Here is a 24,779-nt window from a genome sequence, read left to right as displayed (position 1 = left end):
GCATGACACGGCCGTCGTCCTCGACCTCCCGTCCCCGTCTCGCCGACCTCGGCGTCCCATCCGGAGCCTTCGCGCGCGGTCCGGAGAACGCGATCACCGACGTCCGCGGCGTGCGTGTCGGCCACGCCACGCTGCACGGCGACGGTCTGCACACGGGCGTGACGGCGATCGTCCCCGATGCCCTCGCCGCAGAGCGCCGGAGCCTTCCCGCGAACCTCTCGGTCGGCAACGGCTACGGCAAGCTCGTGGGTGCCACGCAGCTCCGGGAGCTCGGGGCTCTGGAGACGCCGATCCTGCTGACCTCGACGCTGTCCGTGTTCCGCGTCGCGGATGCGCTGCTCGGGCATCTGTTGGCGACGCCGGCGCACGCACGGACGACCACGTTGAACCCGGTGGTGGGCGAGACGAACGACGGATTCCTCTCCGACATCCGTCGCCGAGCCGTGGGGGAGGAGCAGGTGACGGAGGCACTGGCCGCGGCGGCACCGGGTCCGGTCGCGGAAGGAGCGGTCGGCGCCGGTGCAGGCACGGTCGCCCTCGGCTACAAGGGCGGAATCGGCACGGCATCCCGGCTGGTCGAGGTCGCGGGGCGGGCGTGCACGGTCGGCGTCCTCGTGCAGACGAACTTCAGCGGCACCCTGCGGGTCGCGGGGGTCCCGCTGCCCGCGGAGGAGCTCCTCGCCGATGCTCCGGCACAGCCCGTCGGCAATTCCTGCATGATCGTCGTCGCGACGGACGCCCCGGTCGACGGGCGGCAGCTCGGCCGCGTGGCGAACCGCGCCGTGTTCGCGATGCGCGGCGTCGGCGCCGACTACGCGCAGGGCAGCGGCGACTATGCGATCGCGTTCTCCGTGCACGAGCAGCACGGCCCGGCGGCGGATGACGACCTCTCGCCGCTCTTCGCCGCGACGATGGACGCGGTCGAGGAGGCGCTGATCAACTCGGTGCTCGCCGCCGAGACCACGGTGGGCCCCGAGGGGCGGACGGCGCACGCGGTGCCGATCGATCGGGTGCGGGAACGCCTGGCTCGCGCCGGGGCCATCTGAGCTGCGGTGGTCTCAGTCGGCGAGCGCGGCGTGGATGCCCTCGCCGATGCGACGCATGGCGGCCAGCACGGGGCCGCGCCCGTCGGCTCCCCGGTCCCAGTTCGCCAGGACGGCGTACGCGATCCGGCGGGTGGGGGACATCGCGATCCCGGTGTCGGCGCGGACGCGGGAGATCGTCCCGGTCTTGTTCAGCAGCCAGACGCCGCGGTCGAAGCCCCAGTGCGCGAGCGGGTCGAGGTCGAACGCCGAGGCGACCATCGACAGGTCCATGCCCGCGCCCAGCCAGCGGCGCAGCGTGTCGGCCGCGGCGGGGGAGAGATCGGTGCCGTCGGCCAGCCGTGACATGAAGCGCACGAGCTCCGCGGCGTTCGCGTGCGACAGCGTCTTCGGGGCCCCGGGCGGGATCGGCCACCGCACGATGTCGTCGAGGGCGGAGGCGGTGTAGCCGAGCGCGCGGGTGTGCTCCTGCACGGTCGGGATGCCGATGACGCGGCCCAGCGTGTTGGTCGCGGCGTTGTCGCTCACCGCACCGATGAGCGCGGCCGCGTCGTACAGCGACAGCTCGGACGCCTGCAGCAGATACCAGAGACCGGAGTCCTCGATGGCCTCGACCGGCCGTCGGGTCACACGCTCTTCGAGAGTCCGCGTGCCGGCGTCGACCTCGGCGAGGAGGCGGTGCAGGAGGAAGATCTTGCCGACGCTCGCCGTGTCCTGCACCGTCTCCGGGTCATGGCGCAGCAGCACCTCTCCCGAGTCGATGTCCTGGACGAGGATCGACCACACCGTGCCGTTCTCGTCGGGGAGCTCCACGTCGATCGCGCTCATGCGTCCTCCTCGTCTCGTGCGCGTCCGGTGACGTGCGCGCGGATGAGCTCGCCGACGGCGCGCATGCCGTCGAGCACGGGGGCGCGGAGATCGGCCGCTGAGTGCTTCCAGTTCGCCGCCACCGCATACGCGACGGCGGCCTCCGGGCCCCGCAGCAGTCCGACGTCGACGCGGGCGAAGCTCACGCTGCCGGTCTTGTGACGCAGCACCATGCCCTGATACTCGGCCTCGACGTGGGCGAGGGGATCGAGGAGGAAGGCGTCTGCGGTCATCGACGTGTCGGTGTCGGCGGCGAGCCAGTCCAGCACCCGTGCGCTCACCGCGGGGGAGAACGCCTCGCCGGCCCCGAGTCGGCGCATCACGTCGGACAGCTCGGCTGCCGTGCCGAACGACGGCGTCCAGGGCAGGTCGGGGGTGCGCTCGTTGCGGATGTAGTCGTGCAGGGCGGTGTCGCGGTATCCGAGTGCCGGGGCGACGGCCCGCACCTCCTCCAGGCCGCAGAGGTGGATCAGCGCGTTCGTGGCGAGGTTGTCGCTCACCGCGCCGACGAGGAGCGCCGCGTCGTGCACCGTGACGCGCTGATCGTGCATGCGGTACAGGAGGCCGGAGTCCTCGACGCGGTGCTCGTCGGGGATCTCGATCCGGTCGTCAGCCGCGAGCGTGCCTTCCTCCAGGCGCCGAGCGACCTCGAGGAGCAGGAAGATCTTGCCGATGCTGGCGGTCTCGCACTGCGTGTGCGGCTCGTGCTCGGCCAGGGTCGCCCCCGTGCCGGCGTCGACGAGCCGGATCGACCAGGTGACGCGGGGGTCGAGGGGTGGGAGAGCGATCATAGCCGTCCCACCGTGAGGCGCGGCTCGTCGCCCGTCGCATCCAGCACCCCGTCGACGCCGAGCGGGATGGTCAGGGCGTGCGGGTCGTGTCCGAACCCCTGCTCCCACAGCACGGGGACCCCGGCGTCCTGGAACTCGTCCCGCATGAGCGCGTGGACGAGGTCGAGGTCGCCGCACTCGTGCCAGGAGCCGAGCACGACGCCCGTCGCCTGGGCGAGACGGCCCGCGCGCCGGAGCTGCGTGACGAAGCTGTCGAGGCGGTACGGCTCCTCGGTGATGTCCTCCAGGAACAGGATGCCGGGGGAGGGGACGTCCGCCTCCGGGGCGCCGAGTCCGGCGGCGAGCAGGCTGAGGTTGCCGCCCGTGAAGCGCCCCTCGGCGCGACCAGGCGTCATGATCTCGGTCTTCGGGCCGATGAGCTCCCGCCCGCGCCAGGGTTCGAAGAGCCAGCGCTGCACGTCGTCGCGCACCTGCTCCGAATCGCGGAAGACGTTGTTGCCCGCCATCGGGCAGAAGAGCGTCGCGACGTCGAGATGGGCGCGCCAGGTCTCGTGCAGCGCCGTCACGTCGGAGGAGCCCGTGAGCAGCTTCGGTCGTCCGTCCTTGCGCAGCGCCCCGCGGCGCATGTCGGCCCAGTCGATGCCGTCCAGCAGGCGCAGGGCACCGTAGCCGCCGCGGGCCGTGACGACGGCGTCCACCTCGGGATCGAGCCAGGCGTCGACGAGGTCGGCGCGGCGGAGGTCGTCGGGCCCCGCGAGGTAGGACGCGCGCGGGTGGGGCGTGAGGACGTGCTCTCCCACCCGGACCTTGAGCCCCCAGGACTCGTAGTAGCCGACGGCGCGCTGGGTATTCTCCTCGTTGCCGGGACCGGACGGCGAGACGATCGCCACCGTATCGCCGGGCTGCAGCGGAGCCGTGTCGAGATACGGCGAGACCGCGGCGAGGGTCGTGGTGCTCATACGGTCTTCTCCTCGATGCGCGGCGCCGCGGACAGCAGGTGCCTGGTGTACTCGTGCTGCGGGTTCAGCAGCACCTCCTCGGTGGGTCCGTGCTCGACGATCTGCCCGTGGTACATCACCGCGACGCTGTGCGCGATGTTCCAGGCGAGGCCGAGGTCGTGCGTGATGACCAGGGCGGAGAGGCCCAGTCGACGCCGCAGGTCGAGCAGCAGTCCGAGGATCTCGCCGCGCACGGACGCGTCGAGCGAGGCGACCGGCTCGTCCGCGATGAGCATCTGCGGCTGCACGGCGAGCGCGCCCGCGATGACGACGCGCTGCCGCTGACCGCCGCTGAGCTCCTGCGGGATGGCGCCGAAGTAGTGCTCGGGCGGGGTCAGTTCCGCATCCGCGAGACTCTGCGCCACACGCTCGCGCTCGTCACCGCCGAAGTGCTGGATGCGCAGCCCCTCCGCGACCGATTCGTACACGCTGTGCTTGGGGTTCAGCGCCGCCCACGGGTCCTGCAGCACGAGCTGCACCTGCGAGCGGAATCGCGCGAGGTCGCGTCCTTTCGACGGAAGGGGTGCGCCGTCGAAGCGGATCTGCGACCCGGGGTCGGCGGGCTGCAACCCCATCAGCGCGCGGGCGAGAGTCGACTTGCCCGAGCCGGACTGACCGACGAGCGCCACGATCTCGCCCTTGCGCACGGAGAGGTCGACGTCGCGGACCGCATGCACGGGACGCCCACCGGAGCGGTAGGTGACGTTGACGCCGCGCGCCTCCAGCAGCACCTCGTCGCCGTGCGTGATCTCCGGCACGTCGTCCGCGCCGCGACCGTGCCTGGTCACCGGGGCCATCCGCGAGGCCGGGTCGCCGATCGTGGGGAAGGCATCGGCGAGCTGGCGGGTGTACGCCTGCTCCGGTGTCGTGCACACGGCGTAGCTCTCGCCGACCTCGACGAGCTCTCCGTCGCGCATGATCGCGATGCGGTCGCAGGCCGTCGCCAGCACCGACAGGTCGTGGCTGATCATGAGCATCGAGATGCCGCGCTCGGCAACGAGCCGGGAGATCATGTCGAGGATCTGCTTCTGCACGATCACATCCAGCGCGGTCGTCGGCTCGTCCGCGATGATGACCTCCGGATCGCAGGCGAGGGCCATGGCGATCATGACCCGCTGCTTCTGGCCGCCGGAGAGCTCATGCGGGTACGACTCGCTCTTCTGCTGCGCGAGGTCGACGACGTCGAGCAGCTCCCGCACCCGCTCCTTGCGGGCCTTCTCGCTCTTCCACTTCTCGGAGGCGTGCAGCTCGAGCGCCTCCAGAAGCTGCCAGCCGACCGTGCGGACGGGGTTGAGCGAGTGCATCGCCCCCTGGAACACGATCGACGTCTTCGCCCAGCGCACCGCGCGCAGCTGTCCGAACGACAGGGTCGCCACGTCTTGGTCGCCGAGCAGCACCCGACCGCTGAGGCGGGCATTGCGCGGCAGGAGCCGGAGAACGCTCATCGCGAGCGTGGACTTGCCGGAGCCGGACTCGCCGGCGATGCCGAGGGTCTCTCCCGCGGGGAGGGTGAGCGAGACGTTGCGCACCGCGGCGACCTCGTCTCGGCCGGAGCGGCCGGAGGTGCGGTACGTGACGGAGACGTCGTCGAAGATCAGGTCGGGCATCTCAGCGGCTCCTCAGCGTCGGGTTGGTGATGTTCTCGACGGCGCGGCCCATCAGGGTGAACGACAGCACGACGAGGACGATGGCGATGCCGGGCACGAGCACGTACCACCAGTAGCCGCTGGTCGCCGCGGAGACGTCCATGGCGTTCTTCAGGATCGAGCCCCACGACTGCAGCGTGGTGTCGCCGAGACCGAGGAACGCCAGGGTGGACTCGGAGATGATCGCCGATCCCACGGTGAGGGTCGTGTTGGCGAGCACGAGCGGCAGGACTCCGGGCAGCAGATGCTTCATGATGATGTGCCAGTGCCCGGCCCCGAGAGCGCGGGAGCGCTCGATGTAGTCCCGCGACTCGACCGAGAGGGTCTGCGCGCGCACGACCCGGGCGGTTCCCGCCCACGAGGTGAGGCCGATCGCGATGATGATCGTCCAGACGCCGCGACTCAGCACCGACGACAGCACGATGGCGAGGATCAGCGACGGCAGCACGAGGAAGAAGTCGATGATGCGCATCATGAGCCCGCCGAAGAACCCGGTGAAGTGCCCGGCGGCGATGCCGACGAGGGTGCCGATGATCATCGACATCGCGGTGGCGGCGAGGCCGACGAGGAGGGACACCCTGGCGCCCCACACCATGCGGACCCAGATCTCGCGACCCTGATGGTCGGTGCCGAGGGGATGCTCCCAGGACGGCGGGGCGAAGCGCTGCACGTCGACGAGCTTCGTGACGTCGAGCATGCTGGCGGGGGCGATCACGGGCGCGAAGATCGCGACGAGCGCCACGATGACGAGGAACACCAGGCCCACCATGCCCGCGCGGTGCTGGGCGAACTCGCGGCAGAAGTCGACGAAGGCGGTGCCGCGGCGATGCCACGCCAGGGCGCGGGGCGAACGGATGGTCGGGGATGCCGTGGTCATGCGCGCCTCACCCTCGGGTCGAGCTGACGGTAGATGAGATCCGCGACGAGGTTCATCGCGATGATGATCGTGGAGAACACCACGAAGGTGCCCTGCAGCAGGGGCAGATCGGGTCCGGAGATGGCCTCGAAGGTGAGCTTGCCGAGTCCGGGCCACGAGAACACTGTCTCGACCGTGACGGCACCGGCGATGAGCCCGCCGATGTGCATGAACACGAGGGTCACGGTCGGCAGCAGCGCGTTCGGGACCGCGTGCCGGCGGCGGACGAGGTCTTCGCGCAGCCCCTTCGCGCGCGCGGTCGTGAGGTAGTCGGCGCCCATCTCCTCCAGGAGCGAGCTGCGCATCACCATGAGGTACTGCGCGTAGACGACCGCGACCATCGTGATCACCGGGAGCACCATGTGCGAGATCACGTCGAGCACCGCGCCGACCGGATCGGTGGGCGGGTTGGGGGAGACCATGCCTCCGGTCGGAAACCAGTGCAGCGTGCCGCCGAAGATCATCAGGAGCAGCAGCGCCAGCCAGAAGGTCGGCACCGACCAGAACACGAGCGAGGTGCCCGAGACGATGCGGTCGAATGTGGAGCCGTGCTTCCACGCCGCCTTCTGGCCGAGCCACAGTCCCAGCGCGATCGCGATGACCGCCGCGGTGCCGGTGAGGAGGATCGTGTTCCAGAAGTACTGTCCGATGAGCTCGGACACGGACGTGCGGTAGACGTAGCTCGTGCCGAAGTTCAGGGTGAAGACGTTCCCGAGATAGTCGAAGAACTGCTGCCACAGCGGCTTGTTCAGACCCAGCTGCTCACGGAGCTGATCGGCCTGCTCCGCGCTCATGCCGCGCTCGCGGGCGATCGAGGCGACCGGGTCGCCGGGCAGGATCTTGAAGGCGAAGAATCCGAGGAGGATCACCATCGCCAGGCTGATCGCCGCGCCGCCGAGCTTGACGAGGACGTAGCGCAGCGCGCCGACGCCCTTCGGCTGCTCCTCGGCCGCGGCGCTCGTGGCGATGGCGGAGGTGGACGGGGGAACCGCGTTGGACATGGGGGTCTCCTTACAGCGGACCGGGAGACGCCGCGGGGGCGGTCGCCCGCCACCCGCGGCGTCTCGCTGGGCTCATTCGACGTCGGCGATGTTGCGGCGTCGGATCAGGAAGAAGACCAGTCCTCCGATGAGGACCACTCCCACCACGATGCCTCCGATGATGAGACCGGTGTTCGTGCCGGTGCCACCGGCGGTCGCGCCCTCGACGGGCTCGACGGTGAGGTAGCCCCAGTATCCGGCCTGGTTGGCGATGATGCCGCCGTCCTTGGGCTGGAGGGTGAACCCGGTGAAGCGGTCGGAGCGGTAGGCCTCGAGCGAGTTCGCGTACCAGGTGGCGACCTGGGCGGTGTCGGTGTAGTTCAGCGCGAGCATGTCGTGCACGATCTCCTGGCGCTTCTCCTCATCGGTCTCGGAGCGCTGCTGGGCGTACATCTCGTCGAACTCCGGGTTGCAGTACCCGTCCTGCGTGGTGCCGCCGGTGCCGTCGGTCGCGGTCGGCAGGTTCATGCAGGTGTTGATGCCGAGCTGGTAATCCGGGTCCGGGTTGACCGACCAGCCGCTGAAGTACAGGTCGTAGTCACCGGAGGTGGCCTTCGCGCTGATCGTGTCGGAGTCCGTGGACTCGACCGTGATCTCGATGCCGATCTCCTTCATCCAGGGCACGAAGAAGTCCGCGATGGACTGCTCGTTCGAGTCGTCGGCGTCGATGAGCAGCCGCAGGGCGAGCCGCTGTCCCGCCTTCTCGCGGATGCCGTCGGCACCGGGGACCCAGCCGGCGTCGTCGAGCGTGGTCTGCGCCGCCTCGGGGTCGAAGCCGACGATCACCGCGTCGTCGTCGGGCAGGTGCCACTTGGGGAACGACGCGGGGATGAAGCTGGTCGCGAGCACGCCTTCGCCGGTGAGGACCTTGTCGAGGAGCGTCTCGGTGTCGGTGCCGAGGCGGATGGCCTGACGCACCTCGAGCTCCTTCAGCGCCGCGTTGCCGGTGCCGTAGGGGAGGTTGTCGCGGGTCTGCTGGCCGACGTTGATGCTGATCGAGTGGTAGCGGCGTCCTTCGCCGGAGTGCGTCGTGATGCCCTCGACACCCTCGAGCGCCTCGAACTGCGTCGGCGTGAGGCCGGTCACGAGGTCGACGTCTCCCGCCTTGAGGGCCTGCACCTGGGCGTCGGAGTTCGTGTAGTACACGTACTGGATCGCGTCGATCTTGGGAGCGCCGCGCCAGAAGTTCTCGTTCGCCTTGAGGACGATGGACTGGTTGGCCGAGTAGCTGTCGAGCACGAACGGGCCGGAGCCGACGACGTCGGAGTCGTTCGTGAAGGTCGTGGGGTCGTCCACGTCCTCCCAGATGTGCTTCGGGACGATCGGGATCTCCGAGCCGGGGTTCGGAGCCTGCGGCGTCTTCAGAGTGATGACCACGGTCTTGTCGTCTGGCGTCTCGACCGTGTCGAAGTTGGAGACCAGGTTGCCGTTGGCGGTGCCGAGGGCGGGGACGGTCATCATCTGGTCGTACGTGTACTTCACATCGGCCGAGGTGATGGGCTCGCCGTCCGACCACACCAGGTCGTCCTGGAGGGTGAAGGTCCAGGTCTGGCCGCCGTCGGTGGGCTCCCAGGAGTCCGCCAGCCCCTTCGTGGGGGAGCCATCCTCCGCGTCGTTCTGCACGAGCGACTCGTAGACGTACCGGATGATGTTCGTCGGCGTCAGGTAGATCGAGATGAACGGGTTGAACGTGTCCACGAATCCGGAGGTCGCGATCCGCAGCGTGGTTTCGGATGCGGGGGACTCGGTGGCGGCGCTCACGGACTGAGCCTGAGCGGCACCGACCGGAGCGGCGATGAGGAGCGCGGAGGCGATCGCGGCGGCGGTCAGACTTCGCGCTGTTCTGGAGCGGGGGGCAAGACGCATGGAAGAAGTCCCTTCGGGCGCCGCCCGGATCCACAATGAAGCCGGGTCGGTGCAGACCATGCAAGCGGAAGACGGCCTCCGGGTCAAGGGATCTGATGCGTATCGCGGAAGAAAAATCTCCGGATCGCAGAACGACGCGCTCCGTCGAAGGCGCGTAACAGACCGGAAACACGGGGATGGCAGGATGCGCGCCAGAAAGTCATGCACTGAATCGCGGTGCTGACGACGCTGACATCCGGAACGTATCTCCGGTCGACCTCCTCGACAGCACGCGAAGGTGGATCGTATCGTCACCCCGCCGGGATCGTCAGCACGGCACGCAGGAGCGCGACCCGTTCGCGCAGGGAGGAGCGGAGGAAGTGCTCGTCGACCGCATGCGCTCCGCCGCCTCGAGGGCCGAAGCCGTCGACCGTCGGCACTCCCAGCGCTCCCAGCAGATTGGTGTCGCCCGCGCCAGCGGCAGGGCGCCCGGAGATGGACTGGCCGAGGGGATGACCTGCAGCGGCGATGCCCTCCAGGAGGGCATCGTCCTGCGCGGAGGCCTGCCAGGCGGGCCTCGCGCTGAGCACCTCCGCGGACACGACGGCTCCGTCGCGATGGGGGGTCAGGGCGTGCAGAGCGCGGAGCACGGTCTCCTCGGTGACCGGGTCAGCGAACCGCAGCCCGATCTCCGCCTGCGCCTGCGCGGGCACCACGTTCGTGCGCGCCCCACCGGTGATGATCCCGACGTTGCACAGCACGGGTCCCGGCAGATCGGGCGCCGAGACGATCTCCCGGACGCGCACCAGCTGATCCACCAACTCGTCCACGGCCGAGACCCCGCGCTCGGGGTCGAGCGCGGCGTGGGCCGCGCGTCCCGTCACGCCGAGCCGCACACGGGCGCTGCCGCGGCGGCCGACCTTGAGAGCGCCGTCGGGGTGCGGCGACTCGAATCCGATGGCCGCCGCGACCCCCTGCGCGCGCTCGGCGAGCAGCGGCCCGGACACCGGGGAGCCGACCTCCTCGTCGGACACGAGGATCACGCGGACGGCTCGGCGGCGGGGCAGGGGCAGCGGCTGCAGGCTGCGCAGTGCCTCGAGCATCACGACGATGCCCGCCTTCATGTCGTAGGCGCCGGGGCCGCGGACGACATCGCCCTCCGTCGACCAGGGCACATCGCCGTCGAGCGTGCCGACGGGCCACACGGTGTCGGTGTGCCCGATCAGCAGGATGGGGTCGCCGCTGCCGGGGACATCGATCACGAGATCCGTCCCGGCGGCGGTGTCGACCCGCTGGACGGCGCCGCCCACCTCGGCGAACCGGCGGCTGAGGATGTCGGCGATCCGCGCGCTCGCCACCGTGTCGCGGCTCGGAGTCTCCACGAGCACGAGTTCCCGCACGAGTGCGATGATGTCGTCAGAAGAGTCGTCCGCTTCGCGATCCGCCGGAAAAGTCGTCACGGTTACGAACCGTATCTGCCTCTTGATCCCGCCGCAACCCGCCGATAACATCGCTCACAGCAACAGATTCCTTCGATCTTAGGAAACGTATCGTGCCTCATCCCTCGGTGGCCGCAGACGCGGGCGTCGGCTTCGGCTGCCGCGAGCTCACCCAGTACACCGAGTTCCGCGAGGCGTCGGCGCTGTATGCGCGGGTCTTCGCCTACACCGAGAGCGAATACGCCCTCAACGCCAATCTGCTCACCGCGCTGGCCCGCAACGGAGGCTCCGCCGTCGGCGCCTTCGCGGAGGACGGGACCCTCATCGGGTTCGCATACGGTTTCGCCGGATGGGAGGGGCGCGGGGAGGTGTTCCACTACTCGCAGGCCGCCGCGGTCGATGCGGCGTATCAGGGACGCGGGGTCGGGCGGGCCCTCAAGCAGGCGCAGCGCAGCGTGGCGTTGCGCTGGGGGCAGCGGAGCATGCGCTGGACCTTCGACCCGCTCCTCGTCCGCAACGCGCACTTCAACCTGAACGCCCTCGGGGCCGTCGGGATCGCGTTCGAGCGCGACTACTACGCCCGCCCGGACACCGACCGTCTCGTGGTCGCCTGGGATCTCATCGACGACCGACCGGTGCACCGCCCCGGACCCACCGCGCCGGCACTCGGACGCGAGGACTGGGGACGCGCCGTCGATGTCGAGGGGGAGGCGTGGATCGCCGTCCCGACGCGGCCGGACAGACTCGGCTCCGGAGAACGCGCCGTGCTGCGACAGCGGCTGGACGGGACTCTGACGGATGTGTTCCGTCGCGGCGGCGTTCTGACCGGCGCGGCGCGCATCGACGACCAGACGGCGGCCTACCGAGCCACACCAGGGGAGAGCACGAGATGACCGACCAGGACCACGAGGACCGTGACCTCGTCTCGCCACGGGATCGCTTCGGCGAGCGCATCCGCACCAACCTCTCCGCCGAGAGCATCCAGGCGCGCATCATCGAGACGGAGCAGCGCACGCTCGCCCAGACCTTCGAGGAGCTGAGCCGGTCCGCCCAGGTGCCCCAGGCGGCCGCGCTGCTGCTCGGTGCCCGACGTCGGTACATCGCCGGCGAGGGAAAGGCCGCCGCCTACGCCCAGCTGCTGAACGCGGATCTCTCGGCGACGCTCTCCAACGTCTTCCTGGTGGACGGCCACGCCCTGCAGCCCCTGACCGTCCTCACCGACGTGCGCGCCTCCGACGTGCTCATCGTGTTCTCGCTGCGCCGCTACCGGGAAGAGACGGTGCGCCTCGGCCGGCTGTTCCACGAGGCCGGTGGTCAGCTCGTCGTCATCACCGACAGTGAGGACGCGCCGCTCGCGGCGATCGCGACCTCCCTGATCCGGGTGCGCACCGGATCGGCGTCCTACGCGGACTCGCCGACCCCGGTCGCCGCCGTGTGCCACCTCCTGAGCGCGCTGACCACGGCGAGCGCCAAGGGTGCCCGGCGACGGCTGGCCGAGCGGGACCGCCTGGTCGCCCGGCTCGGGCTGTACGGACCGGAGCAGCCGCGTGCGCGAGCGGAAGCGGAGACCGAGGAATGAAGATCGCACGGATCCGGCTGTTCCTGCTGCGGCAGCCGCTGCGGCACAGCTTCGAGACCAGTTCGCACCGCAAGTCGGGCATCGAGCACATCCTCGTCGAGCTCACCGACGCGGACGGGCGCACCGGCTGGGGGGAGATCGCCGCACCGAGCGATCCCTACTTCGGGGCCGAGACCACGATCACGGCCTGGGAGATCGCCACGCGGTACCTCGTGCCGGCGCTGCTGGGCGCCGAGGGGGACGACCCCGGCGACCTGGAGACCGTGTGGGGCAGGATCCGCGGCCACGAGTTCGCGAAAGCCGGATTCTCGGGCGCCGTGTGGGACCTGTTCTCCCGCACCGAGGGCATCGCGCTCGCCGCGGCGCTGGGTGGCACCCGCAGCGAGGTCGTGGCGGGGGTGTCGCTGGGGATCGAGCCCTCGATCGACGAGCTGCTGACGCAGGTCGAGCTGCAGCGCACCGCCGGCTATCCGCGGGTGAAGCTCAAGATCGCTCCCGGGTGGGACGTCGAGCCGGTGCGCGCCGTCCGGGCCGCCCATCCCGACCTCGATCTGCACGTGGATGCCAACGGCGCGTATCCCGACGACGCGGATTCCGCGGCGGTGTTCGCCCGGCTGGACGACGAAGGCCTCACGATGATCGAGCAGCCCTTCGCACCGCGAGAGCTCGTGGCCCACGCTGCGCTGCAGGCGCGCATCGGCACCGATGTCTGCCTCGACGAGTCCGTCGTCGCCCTCGGCGATCTGCGCACCATGATCCGCCTCGGAGCGGCGCGCGTGCTCAACATCAAGGTCTCGCGGATGGGCGGGCTGAGCGTGGCGCGCGCGGCGCACGACATCGCCGTCGACGCGGGCATCCCCGTCTGGTGCGGGGGAATGCACGAGTTCGGGGTGGGCAGGGCCGCGAACGTCGCGATCTCCTCGCTGCCCGGCTTCCTGCTGCCTTCCGACGTCTCCGGGTCGGACAAGTACTACACCGCCGACATCGTGGACCCGCAGGTGCGCGCGGAGGCGGGCCGCGTCGCGGTGCCGAGCGGTCCCGGCATCGGCCACGAGGTGCTCGTCGAGCGCATCGAGCGCGAGGCCTCCCGCTCCTTCGACACCGCGGCGGCGGATGTCCGCGACGCCGCGCTCGCCCGCGGCTGACCCGTCGCCTCCGGATCGGACTCCCATGCGTGCACTGCTGCTGTACCGGCTCGACCTCTCGGGCTCGGCCTCCGTCGACGAGAGCATCCACCCGGTCGACCCGCGCACGCCGATCGTGCGTGCGACCGACCTGGGGGTGAACCGCGGCGACGGCGTCTTCGAGACGGCGGTCGTCCGACACGGCAGGCCCCAGGCGCTGGATTCCCACCTGACCAGGCTCGCGCGCTCCGCCGGTCTGCTGGAGCTGCCGGCACCGCGGCGGGAACTGTGGCGCACCGCCGTGCGTCGGGCGGCGTCGGCGGTATCGGTCCCTGGCGTGCTGCACGCGGGCGAGCTGGCCTCGATCAAGTTCGTGATGACGCGGGGCGACGAGATCGATCGCGGGGCGCCGACCGGGTGGGTGCTCGGCTTCGCCGGGACGGACCCGACGGCGGTCCGTGCGGCCGGGACCCGCGTCGTGGTCCTCGACCGTGGATACCGGCACGATGTGATGCAGACATCGCCGTGGCTGCTGCAGGGCGCGAAGACCCTCGCCTACGCGGTGAACGAGGCCGCGCTGCGCGAGGCCACCCGTCGCGGGGCCGACGATGTGATCTTCGTGAGCGGCGACGGCTTCGTCCTGGAAGGGCCGCGGTCGACGCTGATCGCACGTCTCGACGGAGAGCTCGTGACGCCGCCATCCGAGTTCGGGGTGCTCCCCGGCACCACGCAGGCGGACGTCTTCGACGGCCTCGCCGACCTCTCCGTGCGGACAGCGGCGCTCGCGCGCGAGGACCTGGACCGGGCGGATGCGCTGTGGCTGTGCTCCAGCACGCGCGGGGCGGTGCCCGTGCGGGAGCTCGACGGCGGGGAGCGGACGATGGACCACGCGCTGACGACGCGGATGAATGCGCTGCTCGATGCGCGCGAGGACTGACCGGAAGGGTGCGCAGCAGATGATCGACGGTGTGATCGACGGACACAACGACCTGGCGTGGGCGAGCAGGACGCTCCTCGGCTACCGCGTGGCCGAACTGGGGGGAGACGTGAGCCGGACGCAGACCGATCTGCCACGGCTCACCCGTGGCGGCGTGGCCGGCCAGTTCTGGTCGGTGTGGGTCGACCCGGTGCTGGAAGGGGCGGAGCAGGTGGTGGCGACGCTCGAGCAGATCGATTTCGTGCACCGTCTGGTCGACGCGCATCCCGAGCGCCTCGCGTTCACCCGGACCGCGGCGGAGGTGCGTGCGGCGATGGCACAGGGCCGGATCGCCTCGCTCATCGGCATCGAGGGCGGGGATCAGCTCGGCGGCTCGCTCGCGGTGCTGCGGCAGTTCGCCCGGCTCGGTGCCCGCTACATGACGCTCACATGGTCGAGGACCATCGCGTGGGCGGACTCCGCCACGGACGAGGCGCGTCACGGCGGGCTCACCGACTTCGGGCGCGAAGTGGTGCGGGAGATGAACCGCATCGGGATGCTGGTCGACCTCTCCCACGTCGCCCCGAGCACCATGCGGCATGCGCTCGAGGAGACGCGTCGCCCCGTGATCGTCAGCCACTCCGGGGCGCTGGCCCTGTGCGACCACCCCCGGAACGTCCCCGATGACGTGCTGACCGCGATCGGCGCGCAGGGCGGGGTCGTCATGGTCCCGTTCGTCCCGACGTTCCTCTCCCAGGCGCGCCGGGACTGGTGGGAGGCCGGAGGTGAGGGCGACGCTCCGCGCGTGGGGGTGCGCGATGTCGCCGATCACGTCGATCACATCCGCCGGGTCGCCGGGGTCCGTGCCGTGGGCATCGGCGCCGACTACGACGGCTCCGACGCGATGCCGGAGGGCCTCGAGGACGTCTCCGGCTACCCGGCGCTGTTCGCGGAGCTGCGCGGGCGCGGCTGGACGGACGACGACCTCGCCGCGCTCGCGCACGAGAACGTGCTGCGCGTGCTGGAGGCGTCCGACAAGGACCACGCCGCCTTCCTCGCCGGACGGGCGGGGGAGCCCTCGGCCGCAGCGCTCGCCCCCGCGGTGGACACGTCAGCACGGGAGGGAGCGCTGTGAGCGCGCGGGTGCTGGTCGTCATCAACTCCGCGGCCTCCGGTCCGCGCCGGCTGGGAGTCTGGCTCGCCGACAGAGGAGTCGAGGTCGAGGCGATCGTCGCCGCGGACCAGGAGCTTCCGTCGACCCTCGACGGGTATGCGGGGCTGGTGCTCCTCGGCGGCGGTCTCATGCCGGACGACGATCACCGCGCGCCGTGGCTCGCGTCCGAGCGGGCGCTGGCGGCCGAGGCGGTCCGTCGCGACCTCCCCACCCTCGGCATCTGCCTGGGCGGGCAGCTGCTGGCGCACGTGGCAGGCGGAGAGGTCGCAGCGAACACCGGACCCGTCGAGCGGGGTGCGACACCCATCCACCCGACGGCGGCGGGACGGGACGACCCGGTCATCGCGACGATCGGCGACGGTGCGCCGATGATCGAGAACCATCAGGACATGATCACGCGCCTGCCCGCGGAGGCCGTGCTCCTCGCCTCCAGCGACGCCGTCGCCCATCAGGCGTTCCGACTGGGAGCGCACGTGCGGGGCGTGCAGTTCCACCCCGAGGCATCCGCCGGGGACCTCGCCCGCTGGGACGACGCCGCCCTGCGCGGAGAGGGGCGCTCGCTGCCGGACCTGATCGCCGCCGCCGAGCACGTCGACGCGCACAACACGGCCGCGAGCCGCCGCCTCGTCGACGCCTACGCCGACGAGGTGCTCGCCGGAGTGACCTCATGACCGCGACCGACCGGAAGAACTCGTCCGCGGTCGCAGCAGCGGACGGCGTGCTCGACCGCGCGCTGGACGACCGTGCGCGTCGGGTCGCGCCGGCATCGATCGCCGCCGTGTGCGAACGCGGACAGGTGCAGGGCGTGCGCACGTTCGGGCATCCGCGCGGCGACGCGGCCGTCACGACGCGGGACACCGTGTTCCGGATCGCCTCGATGTCGAAGAGCTTCCTCGCCGCGACCGTGCTGGCCCTGCGCGATCGCGGCGCGCTCGACCTGCACGCGCCGATCACGGAGTACGTTCCGCAGGTCGTCGCCCGGCACCGGGGCCGGGCTGCCGTGCTGACCGGCGACCTGCTGCTGTCCAACAGGTCGGGGCTCGGAGAGGACAACGCCTGGGTCGACCGTCACCTCGGAGCGAGCCGGGAGGAGATCGCGGTGCTGTTCGCCGAGGGAGTGCTCCTCGCCGCCGCGCCCGGCACCCTCTATCAGTACTCGAACCTCGGCCAGTCGCTGCTCGGGCGGGCGGTGGAATCCGTCACCGGCCGCCCCGTGGAGAACGTGATCCGCGAGACGCTCCTCGAACCGCTGGGGCTTCGGCGCACGGCGCACGGCGCACGAGGCTACGCGGCGGACGAGCTCGCCAGCGGGTTCCGCACGTTCGACGACGGAGCGAGCTTCGCCTCAGAGCCGTTCGTCGGCTCCGGGGCGCTCGGCTGCATCGGCAGCATGTTCAGCACGGTCGACGACATCGCGACGTGGATGTGGTTCCTCGGGTCCGCCTTCACCGACGAGCCGCTGGCCCCGGACGTGCTCGCCGCCGCGTCGCGGATCGAGATGCAGCAGCCGCGGACACCCATCCCCGTCCCGTCCGGCATGTTCGACGGCCGCGACGTCGCGGCCGCCGGGTACGGCTACGGCCTCTTCGTGGAGGAGGACCGCCGCTTCGGCCGCGTCGTGCAGCACTCGGGGGGCCTTCCCGGCTTCTCCGCGCACATGCGCTGGCACGCCGCGACCGGCATCGGGGTCGTCGCGTTCGGCAACTCCGACGAGTTCGGTGCTCGCCGGGTGGCCGGGGCAGCGCTCCACGACGTGCTCGAGCGTCTGGACGCGCCGTCCGCCGTGGTGCACCCGTGGCCGGAGACGGTGGCGGCGGCGCAGGCCATCGACACGGCCGTCCGCCGCAGCGTCTCCGCGGCCGAGTACCCGTTCCTCGCCGAGCACGTGCTCGAGGATGTGCCCGCGGCGGTCCGCGACGCGCGTCTGTCCGCACAGCTGCAGGAGATCGGGGGACTGCGGGACGAGCAGCCGCCGTTCGCCCAGCGCATCGTCGCGGCGGCGACCGAAGCCGAGGTGCGGTGGCGGCTCGCCGGCGAGCGCGCGGATCTCCGGATCGAGGTGCGTCTGGTGGGGACCGCCGAGCCGCTGGTGCAGAGCGTGAGCACCGCCGTCGTCGCGCCCGGGGAGAGCCGCACTGCGGAGGAGCCGCCGTCCGCGGCCGACCACCACCGCGTGGTGCTTCCGCGGCCGTGACCTGGCCTGCGGGGAGCGTCGTCGCTTTTCGACCCCGTCCAAGAAATCGCCCTAGACTGGAGGTATCCCGACCGCTTTTCTGAGGAATCGTCATGCCCGCAACCCCCGTGCGTCGTCTCCTGGCCTTCGCCGCGCTCGCCGCCGCCAGCGCCCTGGTGCTCAGCGCCTGCGCTGCGCCCTCCTCGAACGGCGACGGTGACGGAGGCGGAGAGCTCGTGTGGTCGATCGAGGGCGCCAACCTCGCCGCCGGGCACATGGACCCGCAGGTCAGCCAGCTCGACGTCTCGGGCATGGTGCAGCGGGCCGTGCTCGACTCGCTCGTGTTCCAGGAGGCGGACGGCACCTTCTCGCCCTGGCTCGCGACCGACTGGGACGTCTCTCCGGACAGCACGGGGTACACCTTCACGCTGCGTGATGACGTGACCTTCACCGACGGGGAGAAGTTCGATGCCGCTGCGGTCAAGGCGAACTTCGATCGCATCGTCGATCCGGCGACCGCCTCGAAGCAGGCGGCCAGCATGCTCGGCGGCGATTTCTACGAGGGCACCGAGGTCGTCGACGACCACACGGTGAAGGTGACCTTCAGCCAGCCGTACGCCCCGTTCCTGCAGGCCGCGAGCACGCCCCAGCTCGGCTTCTACTCTCCGGCCGTGCTGGAGGAGTCGGCGGACCAGCTGAAGGCGGGCGGTCCCGGCATCACGGTGGGCACCGGTCCCTTCGAGCTGACCGAGTACACGCCCGACCAGGAGATCGTCTACACGCGCAACGACGACTACGCCTGGGGGCCGCACGATGAGAAGGCGCCGGCGATCGAGACCCTGCGGGTCGAGATCCAGCCCGAGGCGTCCGTGCGCACGGGCGTGGTGCAGAGCGGCGAGGCCGACCTCGCCAGCAACATCCCGCCGAACCTCGCCAAGGACCTCGGCGACGGGATCACGGTCGATTCCATCGAGTACCCCGGACTGCCGTACTCGCTGTACCTGAACGAGAAGTACGGGGTGTTCGCCGACGAGAAGGTGCGCCAGGCGTTCGCGCGAGGCATCGACATCGACGCAGCCGTGGAAGAGATCTACTTCGGACAGTTCCCGCGCGCGTGGAGCATCCTCGGATCGACGACCCCCGGGTACGACGCCTCCCTCGAGGACAGCTGGCCGTTCGATCAGGACGCTGCCAATGCGCTCCTCGATGAGGCCGGCTGGACCGAGCGCGACGCCGACGGGATCCGGATGAAGGACGGCGAGCGCCTCTCGGTGCGCTGGATCGCCTGGACGCCCGTCCCCGACGACCGTGCGGCACTCGCGAACGCCATCCAGTCGGACCTCAAGGGGATCGGCTTCGAGGTGAAGCGCGAGGTCCTCGAACCCGGGGCGTACAACGAGCAGTACGAGCCGAAGACGTTCGACCTCACGGACTGGGGCTTCTCCGGGGTGGACGCGGACTTCCTGCGCAACCACCTGCACACCGACGGCTTCCAGAACGCCTCGCAGGTGAGCGACCCGACCATCGACGCGCTCCTGGAGCAGGCCGTCGCGAGCAGCGACCAGGAGGAGCGCAACGCGCTCTACACGCAGCTGCAGGAGTGGAACGCGACCTACACGGCGATCGTGCCGCTCTACACGCCGTCGGCTATCACCGCGGTCGGCGAGCGCGTCGAAGGACTCGAGTACGACCTGTACGGTCGACCCCTGTTCTACGATGTGACCGTCGGCTGATCCGTCGGCTGAGCGGAGGGCACGAGTGGTGAAGGCTGCTCTCGTCCGCGTCGCCGGCCTCGTCGCCTCGGTCGTGATCGTCCTGTGGGGTGCGGCGACGGTCGCATTCCTCGCCTTCCGGGTCATTCCGGGCGATCCGGTGTCGGTGATGCTGGGACCGCTGGCTCAGGTGAGCGACGCCGTGAAGGACGGCATCAGAGCCGATCTGGGTCTGGACCGACCACCGCTGGAGCAGTACGCGGTGTTCATCGGACAGCTCGCCCGCGGCGATCTCGGCGAGTCGTACCAGCTGCGGATGCCGGTGGCCGAGGTGATCGGCAGACAGCTCGGGGCCACCGTGCAGCTCTCCCTCCTGGCGCTGCTGATCGCGGTCGTGCTCGCGCTCGCCGTCGCGGTGTTCGTCCGAGGACGCACGGGCCGGGCGGTCGCCGCCGGTGTGGAGCTCGTCGTGCTGTCCTCGCCCGTGTTCTGGATCGGACTGGTCCTGCTGAGCGTGTTCGCCTTCGGCCTCGGCTGGTTCCCGGTGTCGGGGGCCCGCAATCCTGCGACGCTGGTGCTGCCGGCGATCACCCTCGCGCTTCCGGTCGCCGCGCTGCTCAGCCAGGTGCTGCGCGATGGACTCACGCAGGCGGAGCGGATGCCGTTCGCCGAGACGGTGCGTGCGCGTGGAGCGAGCCCGTCGTGGTTCACGCTGCGGCACGGGCTGCGCCACGGCGCGGCGTCGGCCGTGACGCTCGCCGCCTACCTGACCGGCTCCGTGCTCGGAGGAGCCGTGCTCGTGGAGACGGTCTTCGCCCGTCCCGGCCTCGGCAGGGTGACGCTCGCCGCGATCAGCGACCGCGACCTGCCCGTGATCACGGGGATCATCCTGCTCAGCGCGCTCGTGTTCGTCGCGGTGAACCTCGTCGTCGAGCTCGTGCATCCGCTGATCGACCCGCGGGTGCGCCTCGCCCGCGGCGGCGGTGTCCGATGAGAACCGCACAGCGCGTGCTGATGGGCGCGGCCATCGCGGTCCTCGCCGTGATCGCCGTCGCCGCCGTGTGGCCCGGTCTGCTGGCTGCGGCGGATCCGCTCCAGACCGACGTGCGCTCGGCACTGCTCCCGCCGAGCCCCGAGCACCTGTTCGGCACCGATCAGAGCGGAAGAGACGTGTACTCCCGCGTCGTGCACGGCGCAGGAAGATCGGTCGGCATCGGACTGCTCGCCACCGGGATCGCCCTCGCTGTCGGCCTCGTCGTCGGCGCTCTCGCCGGCAGCGCACCACGGGGCGTCGACACCGCGGTGATGCGGGTCAACGACGTGCTGATGGCTTTCCCGGAGTTCCTCGTCGCGCTCGTGGTCATCGCGGTCCTCGGACCGGGACCGGTGAACATCGCGATCGCGGTGACCCTCGCCGCCGTGCCCGTGTACATCCGCCTCGCGAGGGTGCAGACGCAGACGCTGCGGGTCGCGGAGCACGTCGAAGCGGCGCGGATCCTCGGGGTGCCGCGCGTGCGCGCGTTCATGCGGCACGTCGTCCCCGGTGTGCTCGGTGCGCTCAGCGTGCTCGCGACGATCGGCATCGGCTCGAGCATCCTCGCCGCGGCGGGACTCAGCTTCCTCGGGCTCGGTCCCTCCGAGCCGACCCCCGAGTGGGGTCTGATGCTGGCCGGCGGTCGCAACGTGCTCGGGCAGGCGTGGTGGATCTCGGTGTTCCCCGGCGTCGCGATCACCCTCACGGTGGTGTCGGCGACCGTGGTCGGACGGATCCTGCGCGCCCGCGCCGACGGGAGCACGACATGAGCGCCGCCCTGGAGGTGCGAGGGCTGCGGATCGCGTTCGGCGGGGTCCCGGTCGTGGACGGCGTGTCGTTCGCCGTCGAGCGTGGCGAGTGCGTCGCGATCGTCGGGGAGTCCGGAGCGGGCAAGTCGCTCACGGCCAGGGCGCTGCTCGGGCTGACACCGGCGGACGCCGGCGTCGCCGTCGAGCGGCTCGTCATCGACGGGAGGGATGCGGTGGCGCTGTCCGAGCGTGCCTGGCGCGGACTCCGCGGAGCGCGGATCGGACTCGTGTCCCAGGACGCCCTGGTCTCTCTCGATCCGCTGCGTCGGATCGGCGCCGAGGTCGCGGAGCCGCTGCAGCTGCACGGGATCGCCCGGGGGAGGGCGGCTCGAGGCGCACGCGTCCGTGAGCTCCTGGAGCGGGTGTGGATGCCCGACCCGTCTCGTCGCGCGCGGCAGCATCCGCACGAGCTCTCCGGCGGCCTGCGCCAGCGGGCGCTGATCGCGTCCGCGCTCGCCGCCGACCCCGCCGTGCTCGTGGCGGATGAGCCCACGACCGCACTCGATGCGACCGTGCAGGCGCGGATCCTGGGACTGCTGCGCGAGATCACGGATGCGGGCACCGCGCTGGTGTTCATCAGTCACGACTTCGCCGCCGTGCGCCGGCTCGCCGATCGCGTCCTGGTGATGCGTGCGGGTGTCGTGGTGGAGTCGGGACCCGTCTCCGAGGTGCTGGAGAACCCGCGGCACGAATACACCAGGCAGCTCATCGCCGCGACCAGCCACGAGCCCCGCGCCGCAACACCGGTCGAGTCGGCCGCCGTGCTGGAGGCGGACAGGGTCTCCCGGAGCTTCGACGCCGTGCCCGCCGTGGTCGACGCCTCGTTCACGGTCAAGGACGGGCAGACGCTCGGGATCGTGGGGGAGTCCGGTTCGGGCAAGACCACGCTCGCCCGCATGATCGTGGGGATCGACGCCCCCGACACCGGGACCCTCCGCTGGACCGGCGCCCGGCGGGTGCAGCTCGTGCACCAGAACCCGCTCGGCGCGTTCGACCCGCGATGGACCATCGGCCGCTCGCTGCGGGAGGGCCTCGAGGCGGGCGGCGTGCCCCGCGCACGGCGGGCGGCACGGGTGGCGGAGCTGCTGGCCGAGGTCGGCCTCGCTCCGGAGCTGGCGGACCGTCGGCCGCGCGCCCTGTCCGGCGGGCAGCGTCAGCGGGCGGCGATCGCCAGGGCGCTGGCTGCGGACCCCGAGGTGCTCGTGCTCGACGAGCCCGTCTCCGCACTCGACCCCTCGGTCAGGGAGCGTGTGCTGCGCCTGCTCGCCCGGCTGCAGGAAGAGCGTCGGCTGACGATGATCCTCGTCTCCCACGACCTCGACGTGGTCGGCGCCGTCGCCGACGAGGTGCTCGTGATGCAGGACGGCCGGATCGTCGAACAGGGGACGACGGCCGCGGTGTTCGCGTCTCCCCGGCACCCGTTCACGCGCGAGCTCCTGGCGGCGAGCGGCCCCGTCAGTCCTTGACCTGGATGCCGATCCCGGCGGCGATGACCGGAGCCAGCTGCTGCACCTGGAACGAGGTGAGCGTGGCCCCGCGCAGGCTGTTGGCGTCGAGGTAGCTCAGTGCGTCCAGGCCCCGGAGGTCGAGATCCTTCGCCCGCATGCCGCGCGTGTCGATCTCGTCGCTCGAGGTGTCGGCGAACCGTACCCGCGTGAGCTCCGCCTGAGGCAGGTCGATCGTGCGGATCGTGCAGCCGATGACCTCCAGGTCCGTGACCTTCGCCGCCCCCAGGTTGAGGTAGTCGATCCGCACCTCACGCAGTTCGAGTTCTGCGACGCTCGCCTGGCTGAGGTCGAGTGTGCCGATCCGGCCCCCGCGGATCCGCACTCGGCGCACTCCGGCATCCCGCATCCGGAGCGAGGCGATGCGCACGCCGGACAGGTCGACGTCGACGACGGTCCCGCCGGTCAGGTCGACGGCATCCGCGTCCGCGGCGACGACGCACTGCTCGAGCGTCGAGTAGCCCAGGTCGACCGTGCCGGCGAGGTCGAGCCGTGCCGCGAACACATCGGAGCGCCGGCCCGGTGCCGCGAGCTCCAGCACGGGCGGCAGATCCGGAGCGGAGACACGGGGAGCGGCGGGCGATTCGGGAGTGCGCGGCATCCCTCGAGACTATGCCGTCCCCCCGACACCCCCGGCTCCGTGCGTCCCGCACGAGGCCGCAGTTCCGCACGACGCCGCAGTTCCGCACGAGGTCGCGGTTCTGGCGTGCGGTCGCAGATCCGCGGGGAGGTCGTGCGGTTTCCGGGATTCCGTGCGACGTGGTGCGGAATCTGCGACGCGGCGCAGGGCTCCGCACGAGGTCGCGGTTCTGGCGTGCGGTCGCAGTTTCGCGGGGAGGTCGCGTGGTTTCGCGGATTCCGTGCGACGTGGTGCCGAATCTGCGACGCGGCGCGGGGCCGCGCCGGACCGTGGATGGGTGGGGGACTGGGGCTGCACAGGGCGGGCTGATTGCGAGCTGTGCACAGGGACTGGTGCCCGGACACGGCACCGGAGGGGAGCGCTGTCAGCATCGGGGGATGCGGATGATGAGACGGGATCGACTGGCGCGGGCCATGCGGGAGGTCGGCGGAGTCGCGCGTGTGGAGCGCCTGCGGGACCGGGGAGTCAGCCGGTACGACATCGAGATGGCCGTGCGCGAGGGATGGCTGCGGCGGGTGCGGGTCGGATGGGTCGCCCTTCCGGACGCGGATCCGCTGCGGATCCTCGCCGCGCGGCACGGTGTCGTGCTGACGTGCCTGACGCAGGCGCGTCGCCTCGGACTGTGGGTGCACGACGAGAAGCCCGCCCTGCATCTCGGAGCGGCTCCCGGAAGTCGAGGGGGCAAGCCGGATGACGCCCGCGTGCACTGGGCGCATCCGCTCGTGCCGCGGCATCCCGACAGCCTGGAGGATCCGATCGAGAACGTGTTGAGCATGGTGGCGACATGCGAGCCCCACGAGCAGGCGCTGGCGACCTGGGAGTCGGCGTTCAACCACGGTCTGGTGGACCGCCAAAGGCTGACCGGGCTGCCGTGGGGGCCGGCCGCGCGGCGGCTGCTGGCCGAGGCGCTGCCGTTCGCGGATGCGGGACTGGAGACGTATCTGCGGACGAGACTGCGCTGGCTTCGGCTGCCGTTGTACTTCCAGATCTGGATCGCCGGTCACCGCGTGGATGCGCAGATCGGGGAGCGGCTGGTGCTGCAGATCGATGGCGCGACGCACGTCGGAGCGCAGCGCGCGGAGGACATCCGCCACGATGCGGAACTGAAGCTGCGGGGCTACCACGTCATCCGCGTCGGCTACCACCAGGTCATGAACGAGTGGCACGTCGTGCAGGACCAGATCATGCACGCGGTGGCGCAGGGACTGCATCGGGCCCGGCCGGCGTGACGTCGCAGATCCCCTTGCGGTCGCAGCAATCTCCGCCGAGCGTGCGACGTCGAAGGGAATCTGCGACGGGCGGAGGGGAGCAGGCCCCGACAGCGCGCGTACAATGGCCGTACGAGCATCGATCCGGCCATCACCGGGGAGCTCTCGGAAGAACGGTCCGGCGACGGGCTCAGTAGAACCGAGCGGGGCAGGCCCGTCACAGCCGCAGTGAGAGTGGTCCGTGGGTCCCCGAGCTTGTCGAAGGGGCGCAGGGGCACGCGAGGTGGTACCGCGGTCTGCGAGGATCGTCCTCGCAGCAGC

22 protein-coding genes are annotated in these 24,779 nt (G+C 71.1%); 13 read left to right on the top strand and 9 right to left on the bottom strand.

Annotated elements, in window-relative coordinates; all coding sequences use genetic code 11:
* Positions 1–2: 2 nt before the first annotated feature.
* Positions 3–1,046, top strand: a complete 1,044-nt coding sequence (locus tag F6A08_RS12920; protein WP_151459625.1) for a P1 family peptidase — start codon at positions 3–5, stop codon at positions 1,044–1,046.
* Between the two features lie 12 nt (positions 1,047–1,058).
* Here the strand turns inward: F6A08_RS12920 and F6A08_RS12915 are convergent, their stop codons facing one another.
* The 8 genes from F6A08_RS12915 to F6A08_RS12880 form a co-directional block, all read right to left on the bottom strand.
* Positions 1,059–1,871, bottom strand: coding sequence for a serine hydrolase (locus F6A08_RS12915; RefSeq protein ID WP_151459624.1), 813 nt, complete (start codon positions 1,869–1,871; stop codon positions 1,059–1,061).
* The gene (locus F6A08_RS12910) at positions 1,868–2,701 is read right to left on the bottom strand and encodes a serine hydrolase (RefSeq protein WP_151459623.1); all 834 of its coding nucleotides are present in this window, start codon (positions 2,699–2,701) and stop codon (positions 1,868–1,870) included. Before F6A08_RS12910 ends, F6A08_RS12915 begins: the two co-directional genes overlap by 4 nt.
* Positions 2,698–3,660: a S66 peptidase family protein gene (locus tag F6A08_RS12905; protein ID WP_151459622.1), complete on the bottom strand. Its 963-nt coding sequence runs from the start codon at positions 3,658–3,660 to the stop codon at positions 2,698–2,700. Before F6A08_RS12905 ends, F6A08_RS12910 begins: the two co-directional genes overlap by 4 nt.
* The gene (locus tag F6A08_RS12900; protein ID WP_151459621.1) at positions 3,657–5,306 is read right to left on the bottom strand and encodes an ATP-binding cassette domain-containing protein; all 1,650 of its coding nucleotides are present in this window, start codon (positions 5,304–5,306) and stop codon (positions 3,657–3,659) included. The genes F6A08_RS12905 and F6A08_RS12900 overlap by 4 nt, the downstream gene beginning before the upstream one ends.
* Before the next feature lies 1 nt (position 5,307).
* A complete protein-coding gene (locus F6A08_RS12895; RefSeq protein WP_151459620.1) occupies positions 5,308–6,222 on the bottom strand; it encodes an ABC transporter permease in 915 nt (304 codons plus the stop codon).
* Positions 6,219–7,262 carry an ABC transporter permease gene (locus F6A08_RS12890; protein WP_017202396.1) on the bottom strand — a complete coding sequence of 348 codons (1,044 nt, stop codon included), beginning with the start codon at positions 7,260–7,262 and terminating at the stop codon, positions 6,219–6,221. Before F6A08_RS12890 ends, F6A08_RS12895 begins: the two co-directional genes overlap by 4 nt.
* 72 nt (positions 7,263–7,334) lie before the next feature.
* Positions 7,335–9,167, bottom strand: coding sequence for an ABC transporter substrate-binding protein (locus F6A08_RS12885; protein WP_151459619.1), 1,833 nt, complete (start codon positions 9,165–9,167; stop codon positions 7,335–7,337).
* A 290-nt stretch (positions 9,168–9,457) separates the two neighbouring features.
* A complete protein-coding gene (locus F6A08_RS12880; protein WP_151459618.1) occupies positions 9,458–10,606 on the bottom strand; it encodes a M20/M25/M40 family metallo-hydrolase in 1,149 nt (382 codons plus the stop codon).
* 92 nt (positions 10,607–10,698) lie between these two features.
* Here F6A08_RS12880 and F6A08_RS12875 point away from each other — a divergent pair, with 92 nt between their 5' ends.
* From F6A08_RS12875 to F6A08_RS12825, 11 genes are all read left to right on the top strand, one after another.
* The gene (locus F6A08_RS12875; protein ID WP_225855824.1) at positions 10,699–11,478 is read left to right on the top strand and encodes a GNAT family N-acetyltransferase; all 780 of its coding nucleotides are present in this window, start codon (positions 10,699–10,701) and stop codon (positions 11,476–11,478) included.
* Positions 11,475–12,164 carry a MurR/RpiR family transcriptional regulator gene (locus tag F6A08_RS12870; RefSeq protein ID WP_017202392.1) on the top strand — a complete coding sequence of 230 codons (690 nt, stop codon included), beginning with the start codon at positions 11,475–11,477 and terminating at the stop codon, positions 12,162–12,164. Before F6A08_RS12875 ends, F6A08_RS12870 begins: the two co-directional genes overlap by 4 nt.
* Positions 12,161–13,309 (top strand): o-succinylbenzoate synthase, encoded by a 1,149-nt coding sequence (gene menC / locus F6A08_RS12865; RefSeq protein ID WP_151459616.1) that lies wholly within the window; start codon positions 12,161–12,163, stop codon positions 13,307–13,309. Before F6A08_RS12870 ends, menC begins: the two co-directional genes overlap by 4 nt.
* Before the next feature lie 25 nt (positions 13,310–13,334).
* Positions 13,335–14,225: an aminotransferase class IV gene (locus F6A08_RS12860; RefSeq protein ID WP_151459615.1), complete on the top strand. Its 891-nt coding sequence runs from the start codon at positions 13,335–13,337 to the stop codon at positions 14,223–14,225.
* Positions 14,209–15,339 carry a dipeptidase gene (locus F6A08_RS12855; protein WP_192576762.1) on the top strand — a complete coding sequence of 377 codons (1,131 nt, stop codon included), beginning with the start codon at positions 14,209–14,211 and terminating at the stop codon, positions 15,337–15,339. Before F6A08_RS12860 ends, F6A08_RS12855 begins: the two co-directional genes overlap by 17 nt.
* A complete protein-coding gene (locus tag F6A08_RS12850) occupies positions 15,336–16,049 on the top strand; it encodes a type 1 glutamine amidotransferase (RefSeq protein WP_151459614.1) in 714 nt (237 codons plus the stop codon). The genes F6A08_RS12855 and F6A08_RS12850 overlap by 4 nt, the downstream gene beginning before the upstream one ends.
* Positions 16,046–17,572 carry a serine hydrolase domain-containing protein gene (locus F6A08_RS12845; protein ID WP_151459613.1) on the top strand — a complete coding sequence of 509 codons (1,527 nt, stop codon included), beginning with the start codon at positions 16,046–16,048 and terminating at the stop codon, positions 17,570–17,572. Before F6A08_RS12850 ends, F6A08_RS12845 begins: the two co-directional genes overlap by 4 nt.
* A gap of 92 nt (positions 17,573–17,664) precedes the next feature.
* Positions 17,665–19,284: an ABC transporter substrate-binding protein gene (locus tag F6A08_RS12840; protein ID WP_151459612.1), complete on the top strand. Its 1,620-nt coding sequence runs from the start codon at positions 17,665–17,667 to the stop codon at positions 19,282–19,284.
* A 28-nt stretch (positions 19,285–19,312) separates the two neighbouring features.
* On the top strand, positions 19,313–20,257 hold the full coding sequence (locus tag F6A08_RS12835; RefSeq protein WP_225855823.1) for an ABC transporter permease: 945 nt from the start codon (positions 19,313–19,315) through the stop codon (positions 20,255–20,257).
* Entirely contained in the window at positions 20,254–21,066 is an 813-nt protein-coding gene (locus F6A08_RS12830; RefSeq protein ID WP_192576761.1) for an ABC transporter permease, read from the top strand. Before F6A08_RS12835 ends, F6A08_RS12830 begins: the two co-directional genes overlap by 4 nt.
* Positions 21,063–22,571, top strand: coding sequence for a dipeptide ABC transporter ATP-binding protein (locus tag F6A08_RS12825; protein ID WP_151459610.1), 1,509 nt, complete (start codon positions 21,063–21,065; stop codon positions 22,569–22,571). The genes F6A08_RS12830 and F6A08_RS12825 overlap by 4 nt, the downstream gene beginning before the upstream one ends.
* On the opposite strand, the gene F6A08_RS12820 is transcribed toward F6A08_RS12825, so the two are convergent.
* Positions 22,561–23,211, bottom strand: a complete 651-nt coding sequence (locus F6A08_RS12820; protein WP_151459609.1) for a pentapeptide repeat-containing protein — start codon at positions 23,209–23,211, stop codon at positions 22,561–22,563. The genes F6A08_RS12825 and F6A08_RS12820 overlap by 11 nt on opposite strands.
* Positions 23,212–23,633: 422 nt before the next feature.
* Here F6A08_RS12820 and F6A08_RS12815 point away from each other — a divergent pair, with 422 nt between their 5' ends.
* Positions 23,634–24,479: a type IV toxin-antitoxin system AbiEi family antitoxin domain-containing protein gene (locus F6A08_RS12815; protein WP_151459608.1), complete on the top strand. Its 846-nt coding sequence runs from the start codon at positions 23,634–23,636 to the stop codon at positions 24,477–24,479.
* The last annotated feature ends 300 nt before the right edge of the window (positions 24,480–24,779 follow it).

Source organism: Microbacterium algeriense, assembly GCF_008868005.1.
GTDB lineage: Bacteria > Actinomycetota > Actinomycetes > Actinomycetales > Microbacteriaceae > Microbacterium > Microbacterium algeriense.
Note: the sequence above shows the minus strand (reverse complement) of the source record. Positions and strands in the feature narration are given on the sequence as shown.

Excerpts from the sequence above, each read along its gene's own strand:
- F6A08_RS12910 (WP_151459623.1), bottom strand. The coding sequence starts at position 2,701 with ATGATCGCTCTCCCACCCCTCGACCCCCGCGTCACCTGGTCGATCCGG.
- F6A08_RS12825 (WP_151459610.1), top strand. The coding sequence starts at position 21,063 with ATGAGCGCCGCCCTGGAGGTGCGAGGGCTGCGGATCGCGTTCGGCGGG.
- F6A08_RS12895 (WP_151459620.1), bottom strand. The coding sequence starts at position 6,222 with ATGACCACGGCATCCCCGACCATCCGTTCGCCCCGCGCCCTGGCGTGG.
- F6A08_RS12855 (WP_192576762.1), top strand. The coding sequence starts at position 14,209 with ATGCGCGCGAGGACTGACCGGAAGGGTGCGCAGCAGATGATCGACGGT.
- F6A08_RS12815 (WP_151459608.1), top strand. The coding sequence starts at position 23,634 with ATGATGAGACGGGATCGACTGGCGCGGGCCATGCGGGAGGTCGGCGGA.
- F6A08_RS12920 (WP_151459625.1), top strand. The coding sequence starts at position 3 with ATGACACGGCCGTCGTCCTCGACCTCCCGTCCCCGTCTCGCCGACCTC.
- F6A08_RS12915 (WP_151459624.1), bottom strand. The coding sequence starts at position 1,871 with ATGAGCGCGATCGACGTGGAGCTCCCCGACGAGAACGGCACGGTGTGG.
- F6A08_RS12860 (WP_151459615.1), top strand. The coding sequence starts at position 13,335 with ATGCGTGCACTGCTGCTGTACCGGCTCGACCTCTCGGGCTCGGCCTCC.
- F6A08_RS12885 (WP_151459619.1), bottom strand. The coding sequence starts at position 9,167 with ATGCGTCTTGCCCCCCGCTCCAGAACAGCGCGAAGTCTGACCGCCGCC.
- F6A08_RS12905 (WP_151459622.1), bottom strand. The coding sequence starts at position 3,660 with ATGAGCACCACGACCCTCGCCGCGGTCTCGCCGTATCTCGACACGGCT.
- F6A08_RS12820 (WP_151459609.1), bottom strand. The coding sequence starts at position 23,211 with ATGCCGCGCACTCCCGAATCGCCCGCCGCTCCCCGTGTCTCCGCTCCG.
- F6A08_RS12890 (WP_017202396.1), bottom strand. The coding sequence starts at position 7,262 with ATGTCCAACGCGGTTCCCCCGTCCACCTCCGCCATCGCCACGAGCGCC.
- F6A08_RS12870 (WP_017202392.1), top strand. The coding sequence starts at position 11,475 with ATGACCGACCAGGACCACGAGGACCGTGACCTCGTCTCGCCACGGGAT.
- F6A08_RS12900 (WP_151459621.1), bottom strand. The coding sequence starts at position 5,306 with ATGCCCGACCTGATCTTCGACGACGTCTCCGTCACGTACCGCACCTCC.
- F6A08_RS12845 (WP_151459613.1), top strand. The coding sequence starts at position 16,046 with ATGACCGCGACCGACCGGAAGAACTCGTCCGCGGTCGCAGCAGCGGAC.
- F6A08_RS12830 (WP_192576761.1), top strand. The coding sequence starts at position 20,254 with ATGAGAACCGCACAGCGCGTGCTGATGGGCGCGGCCATCGCGGTCCTC.
- F6A08_RS12840 (WP_151459612.1), top strand. The coding sequence starts at position 17,665 with ATGCCCGCAACCCCCGTGCGTCGTCTCCTGGCCTTCGCCGCGCTCGCC.
- menC (WP_151459616.1), top strand. The coding sequence starts at position 12,161 with ATGAAGATCGCACGGATCCGGCTGTTCCTGCTGCGGCAGCCGCTGCGG.